The 25,567-nt window shown below is 66.4% G+C and carries 15 protein-coding genes; 13 read left to right on the forward strand and 2 right to left on the reverse strand.

From position 1 onward, the window contains the following. Positions 1–5 precede the first annotated feature (5 nt). The 5 genes from ACXJJ8_RS08160 to ACXJJ8_RS08180 are packed head-to-tail and all read left to right on the forward strand — an operon-like array spanning position 6 to position 7,468. Positions 6–1,481, forward strand: coding sequence for a glucoamylase family protein (locus ACXJJ8_RS08160; RefSeq protein ID WP_499028741.1), 1,476 nt, complete (start codon positions 6–8; stop codon positions 1,479–1,481). Continuing rightward, the gene (locus tag ACXJJ8_RS08165; RefSeq protein ID WP_499028744.1) at positions 1,478–2,773 is read left to right on the forward strand and encodes a sugar ABC transporter substrate-binding protein; all 1,296 of its coding nucleotides are present in this window, start codon (positions 1,478–1,480) and stop codon (positions 2,771–2,773) included. Before ACXJJ8_RS08160 ends, ACXJJ8_RS08165 begins: the two co-directional genes overlap by 4 nt. Beyond that, positions 2,770–3,648, forward strand: a complete 879-nt coding sequence (locus ACXJJ8_RS08170; protein WP_499028747.1) for a carbohydrate ABC transporter permease — start codon at positions 2,770–2,772, stop codon at positions 3,646–3,648. The genes ACXJJ8_RS08165 and ACXJJ8_RS08170 overlap by 4 nt, the downstream gene beginning before the upstream one ends. Then, positions 3,645–4,481 (forward strand): carbohydrate ABC transporter permease, encoded by an 837-nt coding sequence (locus ACXJJ8_RS08175; protein ID WP_499028751.1) that lies wholly within the window; start codon positions 3,645–3,647, stop codon positions 4,479–4,481. The genes ACXJJ8_RS08170 and ACXJJ8_RS08175 overlap by 4 nt, the downstream gene beginning before the upstream one ends. Continuing rightward, positions 4,478–7,468: a discoidin domain-containing protein gene (locus ACXJJ8_RS08180; RefSeq protein ID WP_499028753.1), complete on the forward strand. Its 2,991-nt coding sequence runs from the start codon at positions 4,478–4,480 to the stop codon at positions 7,466–7,468. The genes ACXJJ8_RS08175 and ACXJJ8_RS08180 overlap by 4 nt, the downstream gene beginning before the upstream one ends. A 41-nt stretch (positions 7,469–7,509) precedes the next feature. Here the strand turns inward: ACXJJ8_RS08180 and ACXJJ8_RS08185 are convergent, their stop codons facing one another. Further along, on the reverse strand, positions 7,510–8,883 hold the full coding sequence (locus ACXJJ8_RS08185; RefSeq protein WP_499028756.1) for a GH1 family beta-glucosidase: 1,374 nt from the start codon (positions 8,881–8,883) through the stop codon (positions 7,510–7,512). Positions 8,884–8,966: 83 nt separating this feature from the next. Between ACXJJ8_RS08185 and ACXJJ8_RS08190 the strand changes: the two genes are divergently transcribed. From ACXJJ8_RS08190 to ACXJJ8_RS08215, 6 genes are all read left to right on the forward strand, one after another. After that, positions 8,967–10,076, forward strand: coding sequence for an ABC transporter ATP-binding protein (locus ACXJJ8_RS08190; RefSeq protein ID WP_499028758.1), 1,110 nt, complete (start codon positions 8,967–8,969; stop codon positions 10,074–10,076). A 183-nt stretch (positions 10,077–10,259) separates the two neighbouring features. Next, on the forward strand, positions 10,260–13,763 hold the full coding sequence (smc, locus tag ACXJJ8_RS08195) for a chromosome segregation protein SMC (RefSeq protein ID WP_499028760.1): 3,504 nt from the start codon (positions 10,260–10,262) through the stop codon (positions 13,761–13,763). 31 nt (positions 13,764–13,794) lie between these two features. Then, on the forward strand, positions 13,795–14,520 hold the full coding sequence (gene zipA / locus ACXJJ8_RS08200) for a cell division protein ZipA (RefSeq protein WP_499028762.1): 726 nt from the start codon (positions 13,795–13,797) through the stop codon (positions 14,518–14,520). Beyond that, entirely contained in the window at positions 14,520–16,610 is a 2,091-nt protein-coding gene (ligA, locus tag ACXJJ8_RS08205) for an NAD-dependent DNA ligase LigA (protein WP_499028764.1), read from the forward strand. The genes zipA and ligA overlap by 1 nt, the downstream gene beginning before the upstream one ends. Before the next feature lie 10 nt (positions 16,611–16,620). Next, entirely contained in the window at positions 16,621–17,571 is a 951-nt protein-coding gene (epmA, locus tag ACXJJ8_RS08210; RefSeq protein WP_499028767.1) for an EF-P lysine aminoacylase EpmA, read from the forward strand. 80 nt (positions 17,572–17,651) lie between these two features. After that, positions 17,652–18,362, forward strand: coding sequence for a DUF3011 domain-containing protein (locus tag ACXJJ8_RS08215; protein WP_499028770.1), 711 nt, complete (start codon positions 17,652–17,654; stop codon positions 18,360–18,362). Positions 18,363–18,372: 10 nt separating this feature from the next. Here ACXJJ8_RS08215 and ACXJJ8_RS08220 read toward each other — a convergent pair whose 3' ends face one another. Continuing rightward, positions 18,373–19,776: a GntP family permease gene (locus ACXJJ8_RS08220; RefSeq protein WP_499028772.1), complete on the reverse strand. Its 1,404-nt coding sequence runs from the start codon at positions 19,774–19,776 to the stop codon at positions 18,373–18,375. A 160-nt stretch (positions 19,777–19,936) separates the two neighbouring features. Between ACXJJ8_RS08220 and ACXJJ8_RS08225 the strand changes: the two genes are divergently transcribed. Together ACXJJ8_RS08225 and ACXJJ8_RS08230 are read left to right on the forward strand one after the other, a co-directional pair. Continuing rightward, complete coding sequence (locus tag ACXJJ8_RS08225) at positions 19,937–22,207, forward strand: TonB-dependent receptor (protein WP_499028775.1); 2,271 nt, start codon at positions 19,937–19,939, stop codon at positions 22,205–22,207. Positions 22,208–22,249: 42 nt separating this feature from the next. Then, positions 22,250–25,564, forward strand: a complete 3,315-nt coding sequence (locus ACXJJ8_RS08230; RefSeq protein WP_499028778.1) for a hybrid sensor histidine kinase/response regulator — start codon at positions 22,250–22,252, stop codon at positions 25,562–25,564. Positions 25,565–25,567: the final 3 nt, after the last annotated feature.

The raw sequence follows: 25,567 nt of genomic DNA on the forward strand, positions 1-25,567 counted from the left end.
AAGTAATGCCGCAAACGCTTTCGAAACTGGCCCTGACCGCAATCGTGACCGTCGCGCTGGCCTCGTGCCAGCGCGACATTGCGAAGACCGAGCCCACCCGCACCGCGGCGCCACCCGTGGCCTCGGTGAAAGCACCGGTGGATCGTCCGGTCCCGCCGGTGGTCGAGGATCTCGAAAAGCGCACGTTCGACTTTTTCTGGATGACCACCAATCCGGCAAACGGATTGGTGCCCGATCGCTGGCCCACGCCATCGTTCTCGTCGATCGCGGCGGTGGGCTTCGGGCTCACCGCATACGGCGTGGGTGTCGAACGCGGCTGGATCACGCGCGAAGAAGCCGTCGAACGCACACTGACGACGCTGCGCTTCCTCAAGAATGCGAAGCAGGGGCCCGAAGCGAAGGGTACGTCGGGTTACAAGGGCTTCTACTACCACTTCCTCGACATGCAGTCGGGCGCGCGTTTCGAGACCAACGAACTCTCCACGGTCGACACGACGCTGCTGATGGGCGGCGTGCTGTTCGCGCAGACGTATTTCGACCACGACGATCCACGCGAAAAGGAGATCCGCGAGACGGCCGATGCCTTGTATCGCGCGGTCGACTGGCCGTTCGCGCAGGTCCGCAAGCCGCTGATCTCGATGGGCTGGAAGCCGGAGGACGGCTTCATCGCCTACGACTGGAACGGCTACAACGAAGCCATCCTCGTCTACGTGCTCGCGCTCGGTTCGCCGACGCATCCGGTCGGCCGCGATGCCTACGATGCATGGACCTCGACCTACGATCGTTCGTGGGGCGCGTTCAACGGCGGCCAGGAACACCTGACGTTCCCGCCCTTGTTCGGCCACCAGTATTCGCATGTGTGGATCGATTTCCGCGGTATCACCGACGATTACATGAAGCGGCGCGGCATCGATTACTTCGAGAACAGCCGTCGCGCGACACTGTCGCAACAGGCCTACGGCAAACAGAATTCGCAGGGCTGGACGGGCTACGACGCAAACGTGTGGGGCTGGACCGCATCGGATGGTCCCATCGACGCGAACATCGTGTTCAACGGCAAGTCGCGGAAGTTCCAGACTTACACCGCGCGCGGCGTCGGCACGGAGTACACGGTCGATGACGGCACGATCGTGCCGACGGCCGCGGCGTCCTCCATCGCGTTCACGCCCGAACAGTCGATCGCCGCGATCCAGGCGATGCACGACCGCTACGGGAAGGCGATCTACCAACAGTACGGTTTCCTCGATGCGTTCAATCCGAGCTTCACGTTCAAGGACGTGCATTTGCACCACGGCCAGATCGTCGACGGCGTGGGCTGGGTCGACAAGGACTATCTCGGCATCGACCAGGGCCCGATCGTGCTGATGATCGAGAACCATCGCAGCGATTTCGTCTGGTCGGTGATGCGCCGCAATCCGTACATCCGGAAAGGCCTGGAACGCGCGGGCTTCACCGGCGGGTGGCTCGACGAGGCGAAATGACACGCCTCCTGCGCACGTGGGCGTTCGTCGCGTGCGTCGCGTTGCTCGCGGGTTGTTCGCGTGCAGCACCAGAGGACACGAAGACCACGACCATCCGTTTCTGGGTAATGGGCTACGAGGGCGACATGGTCGCCCAGATGTTGCCGGACTTCGAACGCACGCATCCCGGCATCAAGGTGCAATTGCAGCAGTTGCCCGTCACTGCGGCGCACGAGAAGCTGCTGACCGCATTCGCCGGTGATTCGTTGCCGGATGTCTCGCCGCTGGGCAACACCTGGCTCGCCGAGTTCGCCGCGCTCGATGCGATCGAGCCGCTGGATCCCTGGATCAAGCGCACGCCCGGCATCGTGGTGTCCGATTATTTCGCGGGCGCGTGGGATACCGGCGTCATCGACGGCAAAACGCTCGCGATCCCTTGGTACGTGGAAACGCGGCTGCCGTTCTATCGCAAGGACATCGTCGCCGCGTCGGGCGTGAAAACGATGCCGCGCACCTGGGCGGAATGGCGCGTTGCGATGCGTGCGGTGAAGAAGCATGTCGGCCCGGATCGTTACGCGATCCTCCTGCCGCTCAACGAATACGAACCTCTGCTCAACCTTGCCGTGCAACAGCCTGATCCGCTGCTGCGCGACGGTGGACGCCGCGGGAATTTCCGCAGCGCAGGCTTCAAGCGCACGCTGCAGTTCTACAAGGACACCTTCGACGAAGGCCTCGCGCCGCGCGTGGACAACACGCGCATCTCGAACGTCTGGCAGGAACTCGGGCGTGGTTACTTCAGTTACTACGTCAACGGGCCCTGGAACATCGCGGAGTTCCGCAAGCGTTTGCCGCAGGATGTCGCGGGCACCTGGGGCACGATGCCGCTGCCCGGGCCGAACGGGCCGGGCGCTTCGGTGGCCGGCGGCACGAGCTTCGTGTTGTTCAGGAAATCGAAGCACAAGGAAGAAGCCTGGCAGTTGATCGCGTGGTTGGCGGAACCCGAACAACAGATTCGTTTGCACGCGATCACCGGGAACCCGCCGCCGCGTCGCGCGCCGTGGTCGGCACCTGCGCTCGCGAATGATGTGTACATCCAGGCCTTTCGCGATCAGCTCGAGCGCGCGGTCTCCACGCCGAAGGTGCCGGAGTGGGAGCGCATCGCGCAGGAAATGCGCTTCGTGGGTGAGCTCGTCGCGAACGACAAGCTGGGCGTCGACGAAGCCGCCGCGGAAATGGATCGCCGCGCCGACCGCATCCTCGAGAAGCGCCGCTGGATGCTCGACCACCACACGCTGCCGGGCGGCGCGCAATGAAGGCGTCGCTCGCGGGCTGGGCGTTCACGGCGCCGGCGCTGGCGGTGATCGCGCTGTTCTTCGTGCTGCCGGTGCTGGCCGCGTTCGCGTTGTCGGTGACCGACTTCGACATCTACGCGCTCGCCGACCTGCGCAACCTGCGCTTCGTCGGACTCGACAACTACATCGGGTTGCTCACCAATCCGTTGTTCTGGAAGGCATTGGGCAATACCTTGTATTTCGTGCTGGTCGGCGTGCCGCTGTCGATCGTCGCGTCGCTGGCCGCTGCGTTGCTGCTGCACTCGAAACTCGCGCGCTTCAAGCCCTTGTTCCGCACGTCGCTGTTCGCGCCCGTGGTGACCACGGTCGTCGCGGTCGCGGTGATCTGGCGGTATTTCTTCCACACACGCTACGGCATGGTGAACTGGGCGCTCGGTCTTGCCGGCATCGACCCGATCGATTGGCTGGGCGACCCGCATTGGTCGATGCCGACGATCATCCTGTTCGCCGTGTGGAAGAACTTCGGCTACAACATGATCATCTTCCTGGCCGGACTGCAGGCGATCCCCGAAGACCTGTACGAAGCCGCGCGCATCGACGGCGCGACATGGCGGCGCCAGCTGATGCACGTCACCTTGCCGATGCTCGGGCCGGTGTTGCTGCTCGTCTCGATCCTGACGATGGCCGGTTACTTCCAGTTGTTCGCCGAGCCCTACGTGATCACGCAGGGCGGGCCGCTGCAAAGCACCGTGAGCGTGCTCTACCTGATGTACGAGGAAGGCTTCAAGTGGTGGAACCTGGGCAACGCCTCGGCGGTGGCGTTCCTGTTGTTCCTGCTGATGACGACCGTGACGAGCGGCCTGTTGTGGTTCGCACGCAGGAAGGGGGCCGAATGAGCGGCGTCGCGCGCCAGCGTTGGTGGTCGTCGGTTGCGGTGAACGGCGCATTGATCGTGTTCGCCGCGGCCGCGCTCGCTCCGCTCGCATGGATGTTGCTGGTCTCTTTCATGCGTCCCGGCGAAGCGAGCCATTTCCCGCCGCCGTGGTGGCCGTCGCAGCCGACGCTGCACAACTATCGCGAGTTGTTCGTGCGCGCCGGCATGGGCCGCTACCTCTTGAACAGCTTCATCATCTCCACGGGCGTGATGCTGATTTCGGTCCTGCTCAACACGCTGGCCGGTTACGCTTTCGCGAAGCTTCGCTTCAAGGGGCGCGAGCGCACGTTCCGCGCATTGCTCGCGGCACTGGTGATCCCGGCGCAGGTGGCGATGATGCCGCTGTTCCTGCTGCTCAAGCAGATGGGCCTGGTGAACACCTACTTCGGCGCGATGGTGACAGGCCTTGCGAGCGTGTTCGGCATCTTCCTGGTGCGGCAGTACGCACGCTCGCTGCCGGACGAATTGCTGGAAGCCGCGCGCATCGATGGTGCGGGCGAAGCGCGCATCTTCTTCCAGATCGTGCTGCCGGCCTTGCGYCCCATCCTCGTGACGCTGGCGATCTTCGCCTTCCTCGGCGCCTGGAACGACTTCATGTGGCCCTTGATCGTGTTGAGCGACCAGACGATGCAGACCCTGCCGGTCGCGCTCGCCAATCTCTCGCGCGAACACGTGCAGGACAACGAATTGATGATGGCCGGCGCCGTGGTCACCGTGATCCCGGTGCTGGTGCTGTTCCTGGTGCTGCAGCGGTACTACCTGCAGGGCTTGTTGGTCGGGAGCGTGAAGGGATGACGAAGTGGATCGCAGGTGCGCTGTGCTTGCTGGCGTTCAACGTGCAGGCACGCGTGCTCGATGATTTCGATTCGACGCACGCTTGGAAGATCATCCAGTCCGACCAGGTGACGGGCATGCTGCGAACGTCCGACGGCGGTCTGTGCCTGGATTACGACTTCCATGGTGTGTCGGGCTACGTCGGCCTCCAGCGGGACGTGGCGCTCGACTATCCCGCGAATTACGCCTTCGATTTCAAGGTCCGCGGCAACGGGCCGAAGAACGATTTCCAGTTCAAGCTCGTCGACGCCAGCGGCGACAACGTCTGGTGGGCGACGAAGCCGAAGTTCGAATTTCCTTCAGAATGGACCGAGATGCGCTTCAGGAAGCGTCATGTTTCCAAGGCGTGGGGCCCTTCGGAAGAGAAGCAACTCAAGCACAGCGCCAAACTCGAGTTCACGCTGGCGAGCGGCGAAGGCGGCAAGGGCAGTGCGTGTTTCGATGCGCTGACGTTCCAGGCGCTGCCGCCGCCGGATGATTCCCCGCTGACGGGTACCCTGTCCCGCAAGGACAACGTGTTCACGTACGACCTCGGCAAGACGCGCGAGATCGGCGGTGCGATCTTGCGATGGAAGGCAGGCGAGGCCGCGGATTGGTACACGGCGTCGTTGTCGGCCGATGGCCGCACCTGGCGCAAGGTCTACGAAGAGATGTCGAGCGACGGCGGCGAAGATTTCATCGCCTTGCCCGAGGAAGAAGCGCGCTATCTCCGCATCGATGTGCGGAGCGTACAGTTCTTCGGGCCGAAGCTTGCACAACTCGAGGCCGTCGAAGTCCAACCGCTCGCGTTCGCGGCGACGAAGAATGCGTTCCTGACGTCGATCGCCACGCGCATGCCAAAGGGCGATTTCCCACGGGGATTCGTCGGCGAGCAATCGTACTGGACGATCGTCGGTGTGGATGGCGGCACGCAGCAAGGCTTGCTTGGCGAAGATGGCTCGGTGGAGTTCACGCCGGGCGGTTTCAGCATTACGCCTTTCGCGGATGGGCCAAAGGGGCGCATCGATTGGGCCAACACGCCCGCAACGCAAACCCTGCTAGACAGCTACCTGCCGATCCCGTCGGTCCACTTCGTGCGCGACGATATGCGGTTGGACATCACGGCATTTGCCGTCGGCAAGCCGAAAGATGCGCGCATGATCGTGCGGTATCGCGTCACCAACACCGGCGCGCGTCCCGATGGCTTTGGATTGACGCTGCAACTGCGCCCGTGGCAGGTGAATCCGCAGACGCAGTTCCTCAACACGAGCGGCGGCTTCAGTCCGGTGCGCGACATTCGCCTGGAACCGCAGGTGGAGCCGAAACTTGTCCACGTTAACGGCAAGCCTCGCGTGGCGTTGTCGGAAGCGAGCGAGGACATGCTGACCAACACGTATCCGTTCGCCGCCCAACATTGGTCCGGCAGACATCCGGCGCGCAATCGGGAAGCGCACGATCCCGACGGCATGCTCTTCGTCGACCTTCCGTACATGCGCGAGCTGGCGCCGGGCGAATCCTTCGAGCTTGCGTTGAGTTCGCCGATCAGCGACACGGTTGCGACCCCGATCACCAACGAAGAAGCCGCGCGCCTGCAGGACGAGGCTGCGAAGACCTGGCACGACAAACTCGACCGTGTGAAATTCGCGCTTCCCAGGCAGGGCGAGCACATTGCGAACACCATTCGCACCGCGCTCGCCCACATGTCGATCAGCCGCGTTGGCCCGCGCCTGCAACCGGGCACGCGTTCCTACTCGCGCGCGTGGATCCGCGACGGCGCGATGATCGGCGAAGGCCTGCTGCGCCTGGGTCGCGAGGACATCGCGAAGGATTTCCTGCGCTGGTACGCGCCGTATCAGTTCGAAAGCGGCAAGGTGCCATGTTGCGTCGATGATCGCGGCGCGGATCCGGTACCGGAAAACGACAGCCACGGCGAGTTGATCTATCTCGTCGCGGAGGTCTATCGCTACACCCACGACCGCGCCTTGCTGGAACAGATGTGGCCGCATGTCGTCGGCGCCGTGCAGTACATGGACGCGCTGCGCACAAGCGAACGCACCGACGCCAACCGTGCGAAAAATCCCGCGTTCTACGGCCTGATGCCCGCCTCGATCAGCCATGAAGGCTATTCGGCAAAGCCGATGCATTCGTACTGGGACGATTTCTGGGCGTTGCGCGGGTACAAGGATGCGGTGCAGATCGCGCAGTGGCTCGGGAAGGACGCCGACGCGCAACGCTTCACTGCATCACGCGATCAATTTTCCGGCGATCTCGAAACCTCGCTGCGCACCGCGATGGCGCAGCAGAAGATCGATTTCGTTCCGGGGTCGGCGGAACTCGGCGACTTCGATGCGACCTCGACGACCATCGCGCTCGCACCCGGCGCCGCCGACGCCATCCTGCCGCCAGGTGCGTTGGAGAAAACATTCGAACGCTACTGGCGCGAGTTCGAACAACGCCGCAAGGGCGAGCGCGCGTGGAAGGATTACACGCCTTACGAGCTGCGCACCGTCGGCACCTTCGTGCGCCTGGGCTGGCGCGACCGCGCGCAAACGGCGCTCGACTTCTTCTTCGCCGACCAGCAACCGCGCGCGTGGAATCAATGGGCCGAAGTGGTCTCGCGCACGCCGCGCAAGCCGTTTTTCCTTGGTGACCTGCCGCACGCGTGGGTCGCGAGCGATTACGTGCGCTCGGCGCTGGATCTGTTCGCCTACGAACGCCCCGACGACGAAGCGATCGTCGTCGCCGGCGGCATTCCCGCGGATTGGTTGAAAGGCGAGGGCATCGCGATCGAAGGCCTGCGCACGCCGGGAGGCGCGCTGTCGTATTCGTTGCGCGAAGTCGGCGACAAGCTCGTGCTCGATGTCGCTGGTGGCATCGCGCTGCCGAAGGGCGGCCTGGTATTCCCCTGGAATGGCACCGAAACCCGCGTGACGCGGGTGCCTGCGAAGGTCGAGATCGCGCGCCGGTAAGGTCGTGCGTCAGTAAGGCCGTGCGTCGGTAAGGCCGTGCGTCAGTAAGGCAACGGATCGTCGATCGACGCACCATGCGTCGCGATCGCCTGCGAATACCACTTCGCGCTGTCCTTCGGCGTGCGCTCCTGCGTTCCGTAGTTCACATGCACGATGCCGAAGCGCTTGGAGAAGCCCAGCGACCATTCGAGATTGTCGAGCAACGACCACACCATGTAACCGCGGATGTCGCAGCCCTGGTCGATGGCGTCGCGGATCGCGGTGAGGTGCTTCTTCAGATAGCCCATGCGCAGCGGATCGCGCACGCGGCCTTCTTCGGCCACCGCCGGATCGAAGAATGCAGCGCCGTTTTCGGTGATGTAGGTCGGCAGGTTGCCGTAACGGTCCTTCGCCCACACCAGCAGATCGGTCAGGCCCTGCGGGAAAACTTCCCAACCGGTTTCGGTATACGTGCCCAGCGGCTGGCGCACGGCGCCGGCCTTCAGCGGATAACTGTCGGTCGCCTGCGTCACGCTGCGCGTGTAGTAGTTGATGCCGATGAAGTCGAGCTTCTGCTTGATCAGCGCGTAGTCTTCGTCGGCCCACTCGGGCCACGCGTCGCCGAAGATTTCGTTCTTCAGCTCCGGCGGATACTTGCCGAGCAGCGCGGCGTCGAGGTACTGCTCGTTCATGTACGCATGCGCACGCCTGGTCGCGGCGAGGTCTTCGGGCGATTGCGTGTTCGGGTACTTCGGCTCGATGTTCACCACCAGGCCGATCTCGTGCTTGCCGATTTCGCGATACGCCTTCACCGCCGCGCCATGCGCGCGCATCAGGTTGTGCGTGGCGATCGGGGTTTCGTACTTGCTGCGATGGCCCGGCGCCAGCGCGCCGTGCAGATAACCGCCATCGGTGACGACCCACGGCTCGTTGAGCGTCACCCACTTCTTCACGCGGCCGTCGAGCGCGCGATAGAGCACGCTGCCGTATTCGGCGAACCACTGCGCGATGTCGCGGTTGAGCCAGCCGCCGCGGTCGTCGAGCGCCGCCGGCAGATCCCAGTGGTAGAGGGTGAGGAGGGGTTCGATGCCCTTGGACAACAGTTCGTCGACCAGGCGCGAGTAGAAGTCCAGGCCCTTCTGGTTCACGCGGCCCGTGCCGTCGGGGAGGATGCGCGACCACGAAACGCTGAAGCGGTATGCCTTCAGGCCGAGCGAGGCCATCAGCGCCACGTCGTCCTTCATGCGGTTGTAGTGGTCGCAGGCCACGTCGCCGGTGTCGCCGTTCACGGTCATGCCCGGCGTGTGCGCGAAGCGCGTCCAGATGCTCGGGCCTGCGCCGTCGGCCATGGGGGAGCCTTCGATCTGGTGCGCGGCGGTGGCGGCGCCCCAGAGGAAACCTTCGGGGAAGCGTCGGGCGTTCGGGTTGGCGGCCATTGTGTATTCGTGTAAACGGTTACATGGCAGGATACCGCCAACACGCCGCGCATTGCACATTCCCTTTCGTCGAATCGGAACCGATGGCCCAGGTCAGCCTCGAGCAGGTCCGCAAGGTTTACCCACCCACGAGGGGCGGCACCGGCTTCGTCGCCGTCGAGGGTGCCACCTTCGACGTGGTCGACGGGGAACTGCTGGTGCTCGTCGGGCCCTCGGGCTGCGGCAAGTCGACCTTGTTGCGAATGATCGCGGGCCTGGAAGACATCTCGTCGGGCACGCTGCGCATCGGCGATCGCATCGTGAACGACGTCGCGCCGAAAGACCGCGACATCGCGATGGTCTTCCAGAGTTATGCGTTGTACCCGCACATGACCGTCGCCGAGAACCTCGGCTTCGGCCTGAAACTCCGCGGTGCCTCGAAAGCCGACATCGCCGCACGCGTGGATGAAGCGGCCCGCGTGCTCGAATTGGGCAAGTTGCTCGATCGCAAACCCGCCGCGCTGTCCGGCGGGCAGCGGCAACGCGTGGCGCTCGGCCGCGCGCTCGTGCGGCATCCGCAGGTCTTCCTGCTCGACGAGCCGCTGTCCAACCTCGACGCGAAGCTGCGCGCCGGCATGCGCGTGGAAATCGCGCGACTGCACCGGCAGGTGGGCGCGACGATGATCTACGTCACGCACGACCAGGTCGAAGCGATGACGCTCGGCCAGCGCATCGTCGTGTTGAAGGACGGGCACGTGCAGCAGATCGACACGCCGATGGCGTTGTACGAACGGCCGGCAAACCTGTTCGTCGCCACCTTCCTCGGCAGCCCGGCGATGAACGTGCTCCGCGGGCGCCTCGTGCGCAGCGACGGCCTCGCGCTGGATCTCGGCGACGGGCTTCGCGTCCCGATGGGCGAGGGCAGTTCCGTTCCGGAAGCCTGGCTCCAGCGCGACATCGCCATCGGCGTGCGTCCCGAAAGCCTGCTGCCCGCAACCGACGGTGCCCCCGCATTCGATTCCACCATCGAAATGATCGAGGCCCTGGGCAACGAAACCCTGGTGAACGTCCGCGTCGGCCCGCAGGCGCTGGTCTCGCGCATGCCACCGCGCGGGCTCCCGCCGCCCGGCGAGACCTTGTCGCTGACGATCACCCCTGGCCAGTGGCACGCCTTCGACGCGGCCACCGGCGAGCGCCTTTCCCCCGCGGGCTGAGCGATTCGCACGGCCCCGGCGCCCACGGCGCGGAAGGCCTCGCTATACTCGCGCGTAATCACGGCGGTTTCGTCGTGCGCCGCCTGCCGGATCAACGGGTTAGCGGTGGTTTTCAACTGAATCTCTCACATACGGCGGCACGGGCCCTTGGGCTGCGTGCTGCAGGGGCCGAACGACCGCCGCATGCGCCTGTCCACGATCAAGCTCTCCGGTTTCAAATCCTTCGTCGATCCGACCACGCTGCACCTGCCGACCAACATGACCGGCGTGGTGGGGCCGAACGGCTGCGGCAAGTCGAACATCATCGATGCCGTGCGCTGGGTGATGGGCGAAAGCTCCGCCAGCCGACTGCGCGGCGATTCGCTCACCGACGTCATCTTCTCCGGCAGCACCGCGCGCAAGCCGGTGTCGCAGGCGACGGTCGAGCTGATCTTCGACAACAGCGACCACACGATCACCGGCGAGTTCGCCGCGTTCAACGAGATCTCGGTCAAGCGCACCGTGAGCCGCGACGGGCAGAGCATCTACGCCCTCAATGGCACCAAATGCCGCCGCCGCGACATCACCGACCTGTTCCTCGGCACGGGCCTGGGCCCGCGCAGCTATTCGATCATCGAGCAGGGGATGATCAGCCAGATCATCGAAGCGCGCCCGGAAGAACTGCGCGTGTACCTGGAGGAAGCCGCCGGCATCTCGAAGTACAAGGAACGCCGCAAGGAAACCGAAACGCGCATCCGCCACACGCGCGAAAACCTCGACCGCCTCAACGACCTGCGCGACGAAATCGGCAAGCAGCTCGAACACCTGCGCCGCCAGGCGCGCCAGGCCGAGCAGTACCAGTCGATCCAGGCCGAGCGGCGCATCAAGGACGCCGAGTGGAAGGCGCTGGAATATCGCGGCCTCGACGCGCGCGTGCAGGCGCTGAAGGAAAAGCTGGGCAACGAAGAAACCCGCCTGCAGCAGCTCATCGCCGAACAGCGCGCAGCCGAAAGCAAGATCGAAACCGACCGCGTGCGTCGCGAGGAAGCCAGCGAAGCGCTGAACAAGGCGCAGGCCAACGTCTACCAGGTCGGCGGTACGCTGGCCCGCATCGAACAGCAGATCGCGCACCAGCGCGAAATGGCGCAGCGCCTGCAACGCGCGCGCGATGAAGCACAGAACCAGCTCAGCGAACTGGGTTCGCACATCAGTGGCGACGAATCGCGTTTGACCGGCCTGCGCGATGCGATCGCCCAGGCCGAACCCGAACTCGAACGCCTGCGCGCCGAGGACACCGCGCGCCAGGACGCCCTGCGCGACGCCGAAGCCGCACTCGCCGATTGGCAGCAGCGCTGGGATGCGCACACCAAGGCGCAGTCCGAAGCCGCGCGCGCCGGCGATGTCGAACGTACGCGCATCGAACACCTGGATCGCCAGACGCTCGACGCCGACCGCCGCCGCGAGCAACTCACCGCCGAACGCGCGAGCCTGGACCTGACGTCGTTGTCCGACGCCTTCGCCGGGACGCAGCAGCAACACGACACGCAGAAGGCTTCGCTCGAAGGGCTGACCGCACAGGTCGAAGAGCGCAAGGCGGCCGTCACCGCCATGCAGGACCAGCAGCGCAGCGCGCAGAGCGAAATCGCCGACGTGCGCAAGAACGCGCAGGCCTCGCGTGGTCGTCTGTCGTCGCTCGAAGCCCTGCAACATGCGGCGCTCGGGCAGGAACAGGGCGCCGCGACCGCGTGGCTCAAGGCCCGCGGCCTGGACAACGCCGCGCGCGTGGGCGAAACGCTGCAGGTCGAATCGGGTTGGGAAAACGCCGTCGAAAGCGCGCTCGGCCAACTGATCGAAGGCGTGCTCGTCGAAGCGCCCGAAGCGCTCGTCGATGCGCTCGGCGATCTCGGCGAAGGCCGCCTGACGCTCGTGGACCCGACAGGCGCCGACTTCCCGGTCGCGCCGACTTCGCTCGCTGCGAAGGTCAAGGGCCCGGCCGCGATCCGCCGCCTGCTCTCGAAACTCCACGGCGCCGAAACGCTGGCCGAAGCGCGTGCGCTCGTGCCGCAACTGGGCGACGGCGAATCGGTGATCACGCGCGCGGGCGAACGCCTCGGCGCCGGCTGGGTGCGCGTCGTGCGTTCCGGTGCGGCGAAGCAGGGCGCGCTGCTGCGCGAGAAGGAAATCCAGTCGCTGCGCGCGGAGATCGAAGATCTCCAGAAGCGCGAAGCGTTGCTCAACGAAACGCTGACGCGCCTGCGCGATCAGTCGCTCGCCGCCGAACAGCAGCGCGAAGACGCGCAGCGCGCGCTGTATCTCGCGCATCGTGGCGTGTCGGAACTCGCGGGGCAGTTGCAGAGCCAGCAGGGGAAGCTGGATTCGGCGCGCAACCGCATCGAACGCATCGATGCCGAACTCGCGCAGTTGATCGCAACGCTAGACGCCAGCCGCGATCAGGCCCGCGAAGCGCGTTCCAAGCAAGAAGATGCCGTCGGCCGCATGGCCGAACTCGAACAGGTCCGCCAGGCGCTCGACGCCGAACGCCGCCGCTTCGCCGAGGCCCGCGACGCCGCCCGCGTGGCTGCGCGCGAGTCGCGCGACACCGCGCACGCGCTCGCCCTGACCGTCGAATCGCAACGCGCGCAGATCGTCGCGCTCGCGCAATCGCTGGAACGCATGGGCAGCCAGCGCGGCCAGCTCGACTCGCGCCTGGGCGAACTCGCCTCGCAGCTCACCGACGGCGACGCCCCGGTGCACGCGCTGGAAAGCGAACGCCAGGCGGCGCTGGAAGAACGCGTGCGCGTCGAAAAAGCGTTGGGCGAAGCGCGTTCGACGCTGGAAGGCATCGACGCCGAACTGCGCGCCAACGAACAGACGCGCCACCAGCGCGACGAACAAGCCATCGCGCAGCGCGAGAAGATCGGCCAGCGCAAACTCGACCAGCAGGCGCTCGTCATCAAGGCCGACCAGTTGTCGGCGGCGGTGGTCGAGGCCGGTTTCGTGCTGCAGGAAGTGATCGACACGCTTGCACCGGATGCCGACGTCAACGCGTGGGAAAAGACCGTCACCGATTTCGACGCAAAGCTGCGCCGCCTGGAACCGGTGAACCTGGCCGCGATCCAGGAACACGCCGAGGCCGCGCAACGCAAGGAATACCTGGACGCGCAGGACACCGACCTGACCACCGCGCTGGAAACGCTGGAAGAAGCGATCCGCAAGATCGACCGCGAGACGCGCGGCCGTTTCAAGGATACGTTCGACCGCGTGAATTCCGGCGTGCAGGAACTGTATCCGCGCCTGTTCGGCGGTGGCCACGCGTACCTGGAACTCACGGGTGAAGATTTGCTCGACACCGGCGTTGCGATCATGGCCCGTCCGCCGGGCAAGCGCGTGTCGAACATCTCGCTGCTTTCCGGCGGCGAGAAGGCGATGACCGCGGTTGCCCTGGTGTTCGCGATCTTCCGCCTCAACCCCGCGCCGTTCTGCCTGCTCGACGAGGTGGACGCGCCGCTCGACGAAGCCAACGTCGGCCGTTTCACGGCGATGGTCAGCGAGATGAGCGAAGCGGTACAGTTCCTGTTCGTCACCCACAACAAGGCGACGATGGAAGCCGCGCAGCAGCTTTCGGGCGTCACGATGCGCGAGCCGGGCGTGAGCCGCCTGGTGTCCGTCGACCTCGCCGAAGCCGCGCGCCTGGCCGGCGCCGCCTGACGACACGCAGTCTCATTACAGGGAGGACGTGATGGATTCGACGGTACTGCGCATAGGCATCGCGATCGCAGGCGTGGTGTTGATCGCCGCGATCTATTTCTTCGGCCGCCCGCGCAGGCCGGGGCAGGGGCGTCGGGTCGGCGGCGGGTTCGCCGATGCGGCCAATCGTGCGGATGGCGAGCGCATCGAGCCCACGCTGGGCGAACAGATCACCGACGAACTCGGCAACGGCGAGCAATCGCAATCCGAACTCGAACTCGGCGCGCGCAACGAACACAACGACCTGGGCAAGCGCGGCGACGCCTCGTTCGAAAAGATCGTGACGCTGTACGTGGCCGCACGCGAAGGCGCGAAGCTGCGCGGAAGCGACATCGTCGTCGCGGCCGAGAAGGCCGGTCTCACCTACGGCCACATGCAGATCTTCCATCGCCTCGTGGAAGGCCACCCCGAGCGCGGCCCGATCTTCTCGGTCGCCAACATCATGAAGCCGGGCAGCTTCGAGATGGCGACGATCCAGGAACTCGAAACCCCGGCGATCGCCTTCTTCCTGACGCTGCCCGCGCCGATGACCGCGCTGGAGGCCTGGGACAAGATGCTGCCGACCGCGCAGCGCATGGCCGAGTTGCTCGACGGCGTCGTGCTCGACGAGTCGCGCAACGCCCTGGGCCGACAGCGGATCGCGCACATCCGCGATGAATTGCGTGGTTACGATCGACAACATGAAGCACCGCCGCTGACCAAGCCGGCACGCTGGTAATGGCGAAGGCCGCTGCGCTCGCGGCGCGCGTCGAAGAACTGCGCCGCCTGCTCGACGACGCCAACTATCGGTACTACGTCCTCGACGATCCGACACTGGCGGACGCCGAGTACGACACCTTCCTGCGCGAACTCGAATCACTCGAGCGCGAACATCCCGAACTCGCCGATCCCCATTCGCCCACCATGCGCGTGGGCACCGCACCCTCGGGCAAGTTCGCCGAGGTGAAGCACACCGTCGCCATGCTTTCGCTCGCCAATGCGTTCGAAGACGAAGAGGTGGCCGAGTTCGTCGCCCGCATCGCGAAGGAAACCGGCGATGCAACGCCCGATTTCTCGGTCGAACCCAAGCTCGACGGCCTGGCGATCAGCCTGCGCTACGAGGACGGCGTGTTCGTGCGCGGCGCCACGCGCGGCGATGGCGCGACGGGCGAAGACGTCACCGCCAACCTGCGCACGGTGCGCAGCGTGCCGTTGCGCCTGCGCGGCAAGGCCCCGAAGGTGCTCGAAGTGCGCGGCGAGGTGTACATGCCGAAGGCCGCATTCGAAAAGTACAACGCGTGGGCGCGCGAACACGGCGAGAAGACGCTCGCCAATCCGCGCAACGGCGCGGCCGGTTCCTTGCGCCAACTCGATCCGCGCATGACGGCGCAACGCCCGCTGGCGTTCTATGCGTACGCGCTGGGCGAAGTGGAGGGCGCCACGCTGCCGCCGACGCATTCCCGCACCCTGCAATGGCTGCGCGTACTGGGCCTGCCGGTGAGCGCGGACGTCGACGTCGCCACCGGCGCAGACGGGCTGCTCGCGTACTACCGGCGCATCGGCGACAAGCGAAACGCGCTGCCATACGACATCGACGGCGTCGTCTACAAGCTCGATCGCTACGACCAGCAGCGCGCGATGGGCTTCGTATCCCGCGCACCGCGCTGGGCCATCGCACACAAATATCCGGCGCAGGAAATGCCGACGGTCGTCGAATCCATCGAGGTCAACGTCGGACGCACGGGCGCGGTGACGCCGTGGGTGCTGATGACCCCGGTGCAGGTCGGGGGCGTGACCGTCACGCGCGCGACCTTGCACAACGCCGACCAGATCGCGCGCCTGGACGTGCGCGTCGGCGACACGGTGATCATCCGCCGCGCGGGCGACGTGATTCCGGAAGTCGTGCGGGTGGTCGAAGACAAGCGCCCGGTCGATGCGAAGGGAAAGCCGAAATCGCCTGCCTACCAGTTGCCGACCGCCTGTCCGGTGTGCGGCTCGGCGGTGGAGCGCGAGGAAAACGAGGTCGTCGCACGTTGCACCGGCGGACTGTTCTGCCCGGCGCAACGCGTGCAGGCCTTGTTCCACTTCGCCTCGCGCCGCGCGATGGACATCGAAGGCCTTGGCGAGCGCTTCATCACGGCGCTGGTCGAGTTCGACATGGTCCGCAGCGTCGCCGACCTCTACAAGCTGGCGGTGGAAGATTTCGTCGCGATGAAGCAACGCGCCGACGAACTCGCCGATGCGGTGCCCGAAACCGTCAAGAGCGGCAAGGTCGCGACCAAGTGGGCCGAAAACCTGGTGGCCGCCATCGATGCCAGTCGCACGACGACCTTGGAACGCGTGCTGTATGCCCTGGGTATCCGCGACGTCGGCGAAAGCACCGCGCGCACGCTGGCGCGACATTTCGGCGCACTCGATCCGATCCTCGCGGCCGACGAGGAAACGCTGCGCCAGGTGCCGGACATCGGGCCGGTGGTGGCCGCGCGCATCGCGCATTTCTTCGCCGAAGCGCACAACCGCGAAGTCATCGCCGCGTTACGTTCCAATGGCGTGCATTGGCCCGAAGGTGCGCCGCAACGCGCCGCCGACGGCCCGCTCGCGGGACAGACCGTGGTGTTGACCGGCGGTCTGTCTTCGATGTCGCGCGACGAAGCCGGTGCGAAGCTTGAGGCCTTGGGCGCGAAGGTGTCCGGCAGCGTCTCGAAGAAGACGAGTTTCGTCGTCGCCGGCGAGGCGGCGGGGAGCAAGTTGGCGAAGGCGCAGGAACTCGGGGTCGCGGTGTGGGACGAAGCCCACCTGCTCGCCTTCCTGGCGGAGCAGGGCGCCTGACCCCGATCCCATGACGCACGACGCGCTCCGCCTCCGCGCCCGTTTGTACGCGACGTTGCGCGCCTTCTTCGCCGAACGCGGCGTGCTCGAAGTCGAAACGCCGGTGCTCTCGCGCGCCGGCAATACCGATCCGAACATCGCTTCGTTTTCGCTGGATTTCTCAGGCCGCACCGACGGCGCATCGCGTACCCGGTGGCTGCGCACCTCGCCCGAATTCCCGCTCAAGCGATTGCTGGCCGACGGCATCGGCGATTGCTACGAACTCGGGCGCGTGTTCCGCGACGGCGAAGCCGGCGGACGACACAACCCGGAATTCACGATGCTGGAGTGGTATCGCGTCGGGCGCGATCATCGCTGGTTGGCGGGCGAAACGGTCGAGGTGGTTCGCGCGGCGCTTGCGTTGGTCGATCGCGACGTGCGCGTGGTCGACATCGCGTATCGCGATCTGTTCGGCGAGCGCCTGCGCCTGGATCCGTTCACCGCGGACGACATGCAATTGCGCAACGCACTGGGCGATGTCGTCATCGATCCCGAAGGCTTGGTGCGCGACGACTGGCTGGACCTGGTGATCACGCATCGGCTGCAGCCGGCCTTCGATGCCGACACCCTCCACGTCGTGCACGACTACCCGGCCTCGCAATGTGCGCTTGCGAAGATTCGCGCCGGCGATCCGCCGGTGGCGGAGCGATTCGAAGTCTTCCTCGGCCCCCTGGAACTCGCCAACGGTTACCACGAGCTCCTGGATGCCGACGAGCAGCGCGCACGTTTCGAACGCGACCAGGCCGTGCGCAGGGCGCGCCGGCAAGCCGTGCCGCCCATCGACGAAGCGCTCCTGGCCGCGCTGGAGCGCGGTTTGCCGCCCTGCGCGGGCGTCGCGCTGGGGGTCGACCGGCTGATGATGGCCCTGCTGGGGACAGACCGGATCGGCGAGGTGCTCGCCTTCGACTTCGCACGGGCGTGACGCGGCACGGTCCAACGTCCATGTGTCACCGCATTCAGCGATGCGGCATAGTGCGCGCAAGGAAATCGAGGACTTCGTCGATGCCAACCAGCGCCTCCCGCGTTCTGCTCGCCGGCCTCGTGGCCGTCGCGCCTGCGTCGGCGCAACAGTTCCGCACGGCCGACCCGTACCCGGGCAACCGGCCCGACATCGTGCGTTGCGAGTCGGCGAGGGGGCGTTCGACCTCCTGCAAGGCCRACGTGCGCGGCGGCGCGCGCCTGGTCCGCCAGTTGTCGCGCAGTCCGTGCGTCGAGGGCGAGACGTGGGGCGTGCGCGAAGGCGAAGTGTGGGTGCGCGCGGGGTGTCGCGCGGATTTCGGCCTGGGCGATACGCATGCGGTGTCGCCGGGGCCGCAGTTCGTCAAGTGCGAATCCACCAACAACGTCTCGCGCCGGCATTGCCCTGCGCTGACGGTCGGCGGCGTGCAGTTGATCCGGCAGTTGTCCAAGTCGCAGTGCATCCAGCACAGCACGTGGGGTTACGACCGCAACAGCGTCTGGGTCTCGCAGGGCTGTCGCGCGGAGTTCCAGATCGGCGAGGGCCATGCGGCGGTCGACAAACTCGGTCCGCAGCAGGTGCGTTGCGAATCCGATCGGGGGCGCGAACGTCGTTGCGAGGTCGGCGTGTGGCAGGGTGCGCGGATGACGCGGCAATTGTCGAAGTCGCCATGCGTGCAGGGCCACAGTTGGGGTTGGGACCAGCGCGGCGTGTGGGTGAGCCGCGGGTGTCGCGCGGAATTCACCGTCTGGTAGTGTCCCGCGATCAAACGATCCCGAAAAGATAGAACGCCGCGATCGCGACGAACACCGCGCCGGTCTTGATCAAGGTGATCGCGAAGACATCCTTGTAAGCCTGCCGATGCGTCAGCCCGGTCACGGCCAGCAAGGTGATCACCGCGCCGTTGTGCGGCAAGGTGTCCATGCCGCCGGAGGCCATCGCGGCGATGCGGTGCAGCACCTCCATCGGAATGCCGGAGGCCTGCGCGTTGGCGATGAAGGTATCGGCCATCGCCGCCAGGGCGATGCTCATGCCGCCGGAGGCCGAACCGGTGATGCCGGCCAACGCCGTCACGGTCACGGCTTCGTTGACCAGTGCATTGGGGATCGCGCGCAACGCATCGGCGACAACCAGGAATCCGGGCAAGGCCGCGATGACGGCACCGAAGCCGTATTCCGACGCGGTGTTCATCGATGCCAGCAGTGCGCCGCCGATCGCCGACTTCGTGCCGTCGGCAAAGCGCGCGATCACCGGCTTCCACGCGAAGGCGAGGACCGCGATGATGCCGGCGAGCAGCGCGCCTTCCACCGCCCAGATCGCGGTGACTTTCGCGATCTCCTGCACGACGGGCGCGGGCGCGCCGATCACGCCGGGCACGAAGCTGTGCGCATCGCCGTACCAACCGGGAATCGCATGGGTCAGCCACTTGTTGACCACGCCGACCAGGAGCAGCGGAAACAGCGCGACGAACGGATTGGCGAGGCGGTCGCCGGCGAAGGCCGCCGGCTCGTTCACCAGGCTCGCCGGATCGCCGTAGCCTTCGCCCTTGCGCATCGCCGCGCGCCGGCGCGATTGGAGATACGCCATGCCCGCGACGAGGATTGCCACGGCGCCGATCGTGCCGAGCCATGGCGCCGCCCAACCATTGGTGCCGAAGAACGCCGCGGGGATGATGTTCTGGATCTGCGGCGTGCCCGGCAGCGCATCCATGGTGAAGGTGAACGCGCCGAGCGCGATCGTGCCGGGGATCAGGCGCTTGGGGATGTCGGCCTGGCGGAACAGTTCGGCCGCGAAGGGATACACGGCGAACACGACGACGAACAAGGACACGCCGCCGTAGGTCAGCAACGCGCACACCAGGACGATCGAGAGGATCGCACGCTTCGCGCCGACAACGCGGATCGCCGCTTGCACGATCGCACGCGAGAATCCCGAGAGTTCGATCAGCTTGCCGAACACCGCGCCGAGCAGGAATACCGGGAAATACAGTTTCAGGAACCCGACCATCTTGTCCATGAACAAGCCGGTGAACATCGGCGCGACCAGCGATGGATCGGTCAGCAGCACCGCGCCCAGCGCGGCGATCGGCGCGAACAGGATGACGCTGTGGCCGCGATAAGCGACCACCATCAGGAACACCAGTGCGGCCAGCACGATCAGGAAAGCCATGCGTCGTCCCCGGTCGCGACGTGCGACCCGATGGCGCAGTGTTCGGCAGGCCGGCGCGCGGGCCCACTGTCCGAAAGTACGATGCCGCTTCGATGCGCGGCGTCCTAGCCTTGGCGTCGATCCGCGGCCCGTCGCCGCATTGCATCGGGGAAGCAAACGCATGAAGCGCAAGACACTGAGCCTGGCCATCGCCTGCGCCCTGTTGCCGACGATCGCCTGGGCGCAGGACGCCCGGCCGGCCGCGCAGCAGGAAGCGACGGCGAAGAAGCCTGCGACGCTCGACTCGGTCACGGTGACGGCGCGCAAGCGCGAAGAGACGCTGCAGGAAGTCCCGGTGGCGGTCACGGCCTTCACCTCCGATGCGCTCGACAAGCTGCAGATCGAAGACCTCGGCGACCTCGATGCGCAGGTGCCGAACCTCACCGTGTACGCCGCGCGCGGTTCGAGCAGCACGATCACCGCCTACATCCGCGGCGTCGGCCAGTCCGATCCGCTGTGGGGCGTCGACCCGGGCGTGGGCATCTACATGGACGATGTCTACATCGCGCGTCCGCAGGGTGCGCTGCTCGACGTGTTCGACGTCGAGCGCGTGGAAGTCCTGCGCGGCCCGCAGGGCACGCTGTACGGCAAGAACACCATCGGCGGCGCGATCAAGTACGTCAGCCGCCCGCTTACGCCCGAAATGCAGGGCTTCGGTTCGGTGACGATCGGCAACTACGGCCAGCGCGATTTCAAGGCCGGCGTCGGTGGCGGCCTGGGCGGCAACGATGCGCTGCGCGCGCGCGTCGCGGTGGCCGACCTGCACCGCGACGGGTTCGGCGAAAACCTCGTCACCGGCGCGGACGTCAGCGACAAGGACATCACCGCGTTCCGCCTGTCGGTCGGTGCGTTCGTGACCGACGATTTCGACCTGCAGTTCAACGTCGACCACGTCGACGACACCTCGGGCGTGCGCGCCGCGCAGATGCTGGCGCCGAACCCGTTCGCGCCGAGCATCTTCGCGCCGAACCCGAATGCGCCGGAAAACGCGCCGCTGGCGGGCAATCGCTTCGACGTGCGCAACGGCATGCCGAACGTCAACGACACGACGATGCTCGGCATGTCGGCGACGGCGAACTACCGGTTGAGCGACGACCTGACCTTCAAGTACGTCTGGGCAAAGCGCGAGTCCGACACCGAGACCAACATCGACTTCGACACGCTGCAGTCGAAGACCGCCGACGTGAAGGCCTTTTACAACGACGAGCAGACCACGCACGAGTTGCAGGTGAACTACGACGCCGGCGGCCGCGCACGTGGCGTGATGGGCATCTATTCCTTCGACGGCTTCGCCGGCGGCCAGGTGCTCAACAACTTCTTCAACCTGTCCTTCGGCGACACGCAGGGCACGGTGTACACGCAAAGCACGGCGGTCTACGCGGACTGGACGTTCGACCTCACGCAGAAGCTCGCGCTCGATGTCGGCGTGCGCTACACCGACGAGGACAAGCGCGCCGACGTCGTGAATCGCTGCTACAGCGATGCGACCTTCGCCACGATCGCCAACTGCGCCGGCCTGGGCAGGCCGGTCGCGGCGGGCTTCGACAAGTCGATCAACTTCAAGAACACCTCGCCGAAGATCTCGCTGGATTACCAGGTCACCGACGACATCATGGTGTACGGACTGGCCAGCCGCGGCTTCAAGTCGGGCGGATACAACATCCGCGCGCAGGCCACCGCGGTGCCGCGTTCGGCCGAGCCGTTCCAGGACGAGCAGGTCGACAGCTACGAAATCGGTTCGAAGATGGGTTTCTTCGATCAGTCCCTGTTCCTCAACGCCGCGTACTTCCACAACAAGTACGACGACATCCAGTTGTCGGTGTTCACCGAGTACACGCTGCCCAACGGCACGCGCGCGTTCTTCGGCGACTTCACCAACGCAGGCTCGGGCACGGTGCAGGGCCTGGAACTGGAATACCAGTGGCTGGCGGGCGAACACTTCACCTTGTCGGGCAACCTGGCGTGGCTGGACGCGCAGTTCGACGAATACATCTACAAGAACGTCAACATCGCCGACCAGCAGGAATTCACCAATGCGCCCGAGTTCTCCGGCGCGCTGAACCTGGAATACCGCACGCCGGTGGGCGAGATGGGCCAACTGTCGGCGCGCCTGACCTACGCGTATCAGTCCGAAGTGACGGCGACGACGGAAGTGACCCGCGATCCGGTCACCGGCGTGCGCAACAACCCGATCACGCAGGACGGCTACGGCCTGGTGAATGCGGGCGTGACGTGGGCGATCGACGACCATTGGTCCGTCGTCGCGCAGGGCACGAACCTCACGGACAAGGAATTCCTCACCACCGGCTACGTGATTCCGGCCCTGGGCGTGCGCACGGGGTTTTACGGCAACCCGCGCCAGTACAGCCTGACGGTGAAGTACGCGTTTTAAGTATGATCTGGGCATGACGCCCGACACGACACGCCGACCTTCATGCTGAGCGTCGGCGTCGTCGTCTTCGCAGGCCTGGCGTGGCTGGGCCTGCTGTTCTTCGCAGGCGTCTACGGCGAGCGCCATCCGCGCGCGTTTTCCGGCGGATGGCGCCACGTCTACGCGCTCTCGCTCGCGGTCCACTGCACGTCGTGGACCTTCTACGGCACCGTGACGCAAGCAGCGCGCAACGGTTGGCCGCTGCCACCGACCTTCCTCGGCGCCATCCTGCTCTACGTGATCGGCGGCGCCTTCATGGTGCGCCTGGTCAAGCTGGCGCGCGAAACCAACGCGACCTCCATCGCCGACCTGATCGCCACGCGCCTGGGCAAGGACGCGTGGCTGGCGGCGACGATCACGCTGGTCGCCGCGCTGGGCCTGATTCCCTACATCGCGCTGCAGCTCAAGGCGATCGCGATGAGTTTCGGCATGCTCACCGCGCGCGATGCGGACGGCGCTGCGTGGCGGGACAGCGCGTTGTATGTCGCGTTGGCGATGGCCTTGTTCGCGATGTTGTTCGGTACGCGGCGGGTGAGTGCGGCCGAACACAACCGCGGGCTCGTGCTCGCGATGGCGCTGGAGTCGGTGCTGAAACTCGCCGCGATGCTCGCACTCGGCGCGTTCGTGTGGTTCGGGCTGGAGTTCGACGTGCCGGCCAAGGCGCTGCAGGCGCCGGCGCAGGCGACGGGCTTCATGCCGCTGGTGCTGCTCGGCGCGTTCGCGATGTTCATCCTGCCGCACCAGTTCCACATCGCGGTGGTCGAATGTCGCGAGCGGGGGGACGTGCGCACGGCGCGCTGGCAGTTCCCGCTGTACCTGGTGTTGATCGCCCTACCGGTGCTGCCGCTCGCGCGCGCGGGCGAGGCGTTGTTGGGAAGCAGCGTGCCGTCGGATCTCTACGTGCTGGCGCTGCCCTTGTCGCAAGGGCAACACGCGCTTGCCTTGTTCGCCTTCCTCGGTGGATTGAGCGCGGCGACGGGCATGGTCGTGGTCAGCACGCTGACGCTGAGCCTGATGATCGGCAACCACTGGTTCGCGCCCGGGTTGCTGCGCGGTGCGTGGGCGCGCGGCGACGGCGGGGATTTGCGCGGACACGTCTTGGCGCTGCGACGCTTCGGCATCGTCGCGATCATGCTGCTCGCGTGGGGTTACAGCCGGCTCGTCGCGGGCAGCGAAGCGCTGGCGGATGTCGGCGCGGTGTCGTTTTCCGCACTCGGCACGCTGGTGCCCGCGCTCGTGTTCGCGGTCTGGCGGCCGCAGACACCGGCGCGCGCGGTGGTGGTCGGCATCCTCGCGGCGTTCGCCACGTGGTGCTGGGTGCAATGGGTGCCGACGGCTTACGCGCTGCGCGGGACATCGCCTGCGTGGCTGGTGCAGGGGCCGTTCGGCATCGATTGGTTGTCGCCCAATGGCCTGTTCGGATTGACCGGATGGAGCCGGCTCGGGCGTGCGGTGGGTGCGAGTCTGTTCGTGGGCTCGTTCGCCACGTTGTTGGCGCTGGCGTGGAAGCGCGAGACGCCGCGGCGGGCGCGTCGTGGCCTGGATGCGCGGACTTTGCGCGATGCGGGGTCGCGCTTCCTGCCGCGCGATCGCATCGAGGTGTTGCTGTGCGACGCGCCGGCCGACGGTGCGGTCCCCGCGCAGACCGAAGCGCAGGTCGAACGCGAACTCGCCGCGGTCCTGGGTTCGGCCTCCGCGCGCGTGTTGCTCGATGCCGCGCGTCGCGAAGCCGGGCACCTGGATACCGTCGCCGCGATCGTCGGCGAAGCCTCGCGCGATTTGCGTTTCAACCAGCGCTTGCTGGAAACCTCGCTGGAGAACATGGACCAGGGCATCAGCGTCGTCGATGCCCAATTGCGGCTGGTCGCGTGGAATCGCCGGTATGCCGAACTGTTCGACTTCCCCGCATCGTTGCTGAAGGTGGGCACGCCGATCGCCGAACTTGCGCGCCATGCGCTGCAATCGATGCCGCCTGCGGGCAACGCCGAACGCGCGCTGCAGCGTCGCCTCGCGCACATGCGCGCGGGGACGCCGCATCTCACCGAGCGCGTCTTCCCCGACGGCAGCATCGTCGAAATCCGCGGCAATCCGATGCCCGGTGGCGGCTTCGTCGCGACCTTCACCGACGTCACCGCATTCCGCCGCACGGAAGCGGCGCTGCTGGAATCGAACGAGACGCTGGAACAGCGCGTGGTCGAACGCACGGCCGCGCTCGACGAAGCACGCCGCGAAGCCGAGCGCGCCAACGATGCGAAGGGGCGCTTCCTCGCCGCGATCGGGCACGACCTGCTGCAACCCTTGCACGCCGCGCACCTGTTCACCGATGCGCTCGCGCAACAGGTGCCGCCCGCGGGCCGCGACAGCGTGAAGCAGATCCGCGGTGCGTTGGATTCCACGACCGACCTGCTGACCGCGCTGCTCGACATGTCGCGGTTGGAAGCCGGCGGCCTGGATCCGCAACCGCGCGCGTTCGCGCTCGCCGACGTGCTTGAACCCCTGGCTTCGGAGTTTCGCGTGCTGGCGGCCGAACGCGGACTGGCCTTCGACGCCTTGACCACGCACGCGTGGGTGCACAGCGATCCCCAATTGCTGCGTCGCGTACTGCAGAACTTCCTCGCCAACGCCGTGCGCTATACCGAACGCGGCCGCATCGTGCTGGGCGTGCGCCGCGCGGGCGACAAGCTTCGAATCGAAGTGCACGACACGGGGCCGGGGATCGCGCCGGATGCGCAGTCGCACATCTTCGAAGAGTTCCGTCGCGGCGAAGACGCCGCGGGGCAGGGGCTCGGCCTGGGCCTGTCGATCGCCGACCGTATCGCCAGGCTCCTGGATGCGCCACTGGCGCTGCGCAGCCGCCCGGGAAGCGGGACCATGTTCGCGGTGACGGTTCCGCGCGTGGCCGCGCCGCCGACAGCCTTGTCCGTTTCGACCCGGGGCGCGCTGGCCGGCACGCGCGTGCTGGTCCTCGACAACGAAGCGCCTGCGCGCAATGCATTGCGCCAGTTGCTCGAAGGCATGGGTTGTTCGGTGGTCGACGCCGCCGACGCGAACACCGCGCATGCCGCGCTCGCGCAATCGGCCGCCGATCTGTGGCTGTTCGACTACCACCTCGACGACGGCGCCACCGGTGTCGGCGCGCATGCGCGCCTCGCGGAAACGCACGGTGCGCGACCGACCCTGATCCTCAGTGCCGACGCCGGTGCCGAAGTGCGCGCGGCGGTGCACGAAGCGGGCCTGCCGCTGCTGATGAAGCCGCTCAAACCCCTGGCGTTGAAGAGCGTGCTCGACCGATTGCTGGCCGCGAGGGCGGTGACGTGACGC

It is taken from the genome of Lysobacter sp. P5_C4 (assembly GCF_054049695.1).

What these genes read in the sequence shown, in the direction of transcription:
- ACXJJ8_RS08220 (WP_499028772.1), bottom strand. Translation starts at nt 19,776, where the DNA reads ATGGCTTTCCTGATCGTGCTGGCCGCACTGGTGTTCCTGATGGTGGTC.
- ACXJJ8_RS08185 (WP_499028756.1), bottom strand. Translation starts at nt 8,883, where the DNA reads ATGGCCGCCAACCCGAACGCCCGACGCTTCCCCGAAGGTTTCCTCTGG.
- ACXJJ8_RS08170 (WP_499028747.1), top strand. Translation starts at nt 2,770, where the DNA reads ATGAAGGCGTCGCTCGCGGGCTGGGCGTTCACGGCGCCGGCGCTGGCG.
- ligA (WP_499028764.1), top strand. Translation starts at nt 14,520, where the DNA reads ATGGCGAAGGCCGCTGCGCTCGCGGCGCGCGTCGAAGAACTGCGCCGC.
- ACXJJ8_RS08180 (WP_499028753.1), top strand. Translation starts at nt 4,478, where the DNA reads ATGACGAAGTGGATCGCAGGTGCGCTGTGCTTGCTGGCGTTCAACGTG.
- ACXJJ8_RS08165 (WP_499028744.1), top strand. Translation starts at nt 1,478, where the DNA reads ATGACACGCCTCCTGCGCACGTGGGCGTTCGTCGCGTGCGTCGCGTTG.
- ACXJJ8_RS08230 (WP_499028778.1), top strand. Translation starts at nt 22,250, where the DNA reads ATGCTGAGCGTCGGCGTCGTCGTCTTCGCAGGCCTGGCGTGGCTGGGC.
- ACXJJ8_RS08160 (WP_499028741.1), top strand. Translation starts at nt 6, where the DNA reads ATGCCGCAAACGCTTTCGAAACTGGCCCTGACCGCAATCGTGACCGTC.
- zipA (WP_499028762.1), top strand. Translation starts at nt 13,795, where the DNA reads ATGGATTCGACGGTACTGCGCATAGGCATCGCGATCGCAGGCGTGGTG.
- ACXJJ8_RS08190 (WP_499028758.1), top strand. Translation starts at nt 8,967, where the DNA reads ATGGCCCAGGTCAGCCTCGAGCAGGTCCGCAAGGTTTACCCACCCACG.
- epmA (WP_499028767.1), top strand. Translation starts at nt 16,621, where the DNA reads ATGACGCACGACGCGCTCCGCCTCCGCGCCCGTTTGTACGCGACGTTG.
- smc (WP_499028760.1), top strand. Translation starts at nt 10,260, where the DNA reads ATGCGCCTGTCCACGATCAAGCTCTCCGGTTTCAAATCCTTCGTCGAT.
- ACXJJ8_RS08225 (WP_499028775.1), top strand. Translation starts at nt 19,937, where the DNA reads ATGAAGCGCAAGACACTGAGCCTGGCCATCGCCTGCGCCCTGTTGCCG.